This is a genomic window from Desulfosporosinus sp. I2 (genome assembly GCF_000960765.1).
GTDB lineage: Bacteria > Bacillota > Desulfitobacteriia > Desulfitobacteriales > Desulfitobacteriaceae > Desulfosporosinus.
This window is the reverse complement of sequence record NZ_JYNH01000253.1, coordinates 1-2,654: the sequence shown is the minus strand read 5'-3', so window position 1 is coordinate 2,654 and position 2,654 is coordinate 1. Positions and strand designations below refer to the sequence as shown.

The window sequence follows — 2,654 nt, the reverse complement described above, 5'->3', positions numbered from 1 at the left end:
TTATTAGTCTGAAATTCAACGAAATAAAGTATGGATACATCATCACTGCCTAATTCGATTTTTTTAACAACTCCGGCAAGTCCATTGAAATCTTCGTTTTCCTGATCGTTGATTTTTACAACCTCACCAATTTTGTAAATTGACATGTTATCACAGCTCCCTTTCTTTCCATTTCGTAACCCTAACTCATTGAATAGATTCTGTTCACTAAATAATTCGTAAGAGTTTAATTTGTTTTAGGGGTAGGACATTATAGTTCTCAAAACCTAATAATCGCGATCGGCGGTTAACTTAAGCCACTGGTTACATTTTAAAAGAAAAGTTTCACAACAAAGCCACAGGTTTTTAACTTATTTGTTATATTCCTCTCTTTTTATAAACTTATTGCAATTTGCACTTTTCTTTCGCTTTTCTTTAATGAAGCGATTGATAGCTTCGACCCTCATGGAGGAGCTTATGGCGCATCCTTAGATACATAGATTTTTACCCATCAAAGAACTAGAGTCAATGACCGGCATAAAACGCAAAGTACTGGAAAAGGGGCGAAAATATCTCATCGCCCTAGCACTCATCCTATCCGAACCAGATTTTTATCCACGAAAAATATTCATGCAGATTCCAGCAGAACTAGGAGAGAAGGTGTAAGTAAAAATGGAGAAAACCCAAGGGATCGTGATGTGAACTTCGCCAAAGGTTACTGTCATCTTCACAGAAAAAGGCGACTTTTTAGGAATTTCTACTCCTAAAAAGCCACCTGTAGTAGGCAGGACTATTGAAGTCAATTTAGACCAAGTCGTTTATCTTTATTTCATAATTCCGCCTTGAAGTATACAACTATCAAGACAAGGTTTTTGTCATCAAATCTCAGTCTTACGAAGAAAAAAGTACGCCCTTTCTATACATTTTCTTTCTTGACGCTTGCCTCAACTTAACGGGATAATCTTACGGAACTTTCCACCTGGGGACTGTTCAGGCGGTTCCTCGGCACGTTCAACTGTAACATGGCCTAGCTTGTGCTCGATAAGAGGTATCTACCATAGACCTTCCTTCAATGATTTTGCCATCAATGGTACTTTTTCGCCGGATAATATCGCCAATTTTAACGTCTTTTGGAGAAACTTTCTTGGTATCGTAATACCCTGAATTTTTTTGTTTCACTTTCAATTTTTCCAGCACAATTTGAACAACCCAGCCCGTTTAAGATTAATACTTTCTCGGCAGAAGGCATAACCATCTTTTCCTTAATCACAACGTCCGGGTCTAAGTCCTTTACAATTTGAGTGGCTGTACTTACAAATTCATTAATTTTTCTACTTGGTCTGTTTCAATGACAAGTACCTTTGTAGCAAAATTAAGGCTTGCATGGCTCACACCCTTTATGGCATTAACCTTTTCCTCAATTTTCATTGCACAGTTGGTACACTCAAGACCCTCAAGGACAAGTTCTCTCTTTCCATTATTACTCATTTAAAACTCCTTCTTTCAAATTATTTTTCGTTTATATGGATTAACCCATGGTCGAAGATAAAATGTGTTCATCGTCCAGCGAGTAATACACGATTTTACCATCTTTCCTATATTTGACTAATCTTGCCTGTTTTAATACTCGTAATTGATGGGATATTGCCGATACAGTCATATTTGAAAGGACGGCTATGTCGCAAACGCACATTTCCGACTCTGCCAACGCCCAAAGTATCCTCATCCTTGTAGTATCCCCAAAAGCCTTGAAAAGCTCTGCAAGGTTATATAAGTTTTCTTCCGGTGGCATTTTGCCTTTGACCATGTTTACAATTTCCTCATGTATTACGTTACAGTCACACTTATAAAACTTAATTTTATAGTCACTCATATTTTATTTTCCTCCTTGGTGAAATTAACATATGAATATTTGTTCATATGTTATAATATATTTCTATTCTGTATGCTACAATAAGTCAACAAGTAGTACATTATTTTTATTGAATGTTTTATTGGGAAAATGTGATAGATGAAAGACTACAATAGTTTGACTGCTGCTATTTGGATTTGATTAAAAGAGCCTTTCACACTTAAAAAATAGGCTTAGTTAAAGAGTGTTGTTGTTTATACAAAGTTATGTCCAAGCCATGTCATACAATAGAGTTATAAAACACCATTTAAGGAGGACTCTATTATGGACGGAACACTCTTAGGCTCGATTATTGAACTTATTATGCGTCTGGGCTATGACGAAAAAGAAAAGCTTATCCTTACTGTTCAAAATATAATGAGCAATTCAACTGAAGGGAATGCTAAGTTAATTGGCGAACTACGAGAGAAGAAAAGTATAGCAAAGGTTTCAGTTGCCCTCATTGCGGCGGCACTCATGTTGTTCGATACGGCAAGTTCAAAGGTCGCCAGCGGTATAAATGTAAGGACTGCATAAAGACGTTCAGCGATTTAACAGATACTCCATTGGCAAGAACTCGTTACCCTAACAAATGGATTCGGTTCATAGATTGTATGCTCCAAGGGCTTCCTCTCCGCCAATCAGCAAAAATTGTAGACGTTACTCATGTGACCCTATTCTATTGGAGGCACAAACTGCTGAATGCTCTTAGCCAGATGGATATATCCTCATTTAAGGGTATTTTAGAAGCTGACGAAACCTACTTCCTTTACTCAGAGAAGGG

The 2,654-nt window shown here is 37.2% G+C and carries 2 protein-coding genes and 2 pseudogenes; 2 read left to right on the top strand and 2 right to left on the bottom strand.

Features of this window, described 5'->3' with window-relative positions:
* The first annotated feature begins 507 nt into the window (after nt 1-507).
* Nucleotides 508-645: a hypothetical protein gene (locus tag UF75_RS28815; RefSeq protein WP_156146628.1), complete on the top strand. Its 138-nt coding sequence runs from the start codon at nt 508-510 to the stop codon at nt 643-645.
* A 645-nt stretch (nt 646-1,290) separates the two neighbouring features.
* Here UF75_RS28815 and UF75_RS27840 read toward each other — a convergent pair.
* Nucleotides 1,291-1,467: a cation transporter gene (locus tag UF75_RS27840; RefSeq protein WP_082075354.1), complete on the bottom strand. Its 177-nt coding sequence runs from the start codon at nt 1,465-1,467 to the stop codon at nt 1,291-1,293.
* 20 nt (nt 1,468-1,487) lie between these two features.
* Nucleotides 1,488-1,852: pseudogene (locus UF75_RS25345) on the bottom strand (metalloregulator ArsR/SmtB family transcription factor).
* 303 nt (nt 1,853-2,155) lie between these two features.
* On the opposite strand from UF75_RS25345, the pseudogene UF75_RS28805 reads away from it, so the two are divergent.
* Nucleotides 2,156-2,654, top strand: a pseudogene (locus tag UF75_RS28805) (transposase); the annotation flags it as partial.

Bases quoted from the DNA above. Each gene is read 5' to 3' on its own strand.
- UF75_RS28815 (WP_156146628.1), top strand. From the start codon at position 508: ATGACCGGCATAAAACGCAAAGTACTGGAAAAGGGGCGAAAATATCTC.
- UF75_RS27840 (WP_082075354.1), bottom strand. From the start codon at position 1,467: ATGAGTAATAATGGAAAGAGAGAACTTGTCCTTGAGGGTCTTGAGTGT.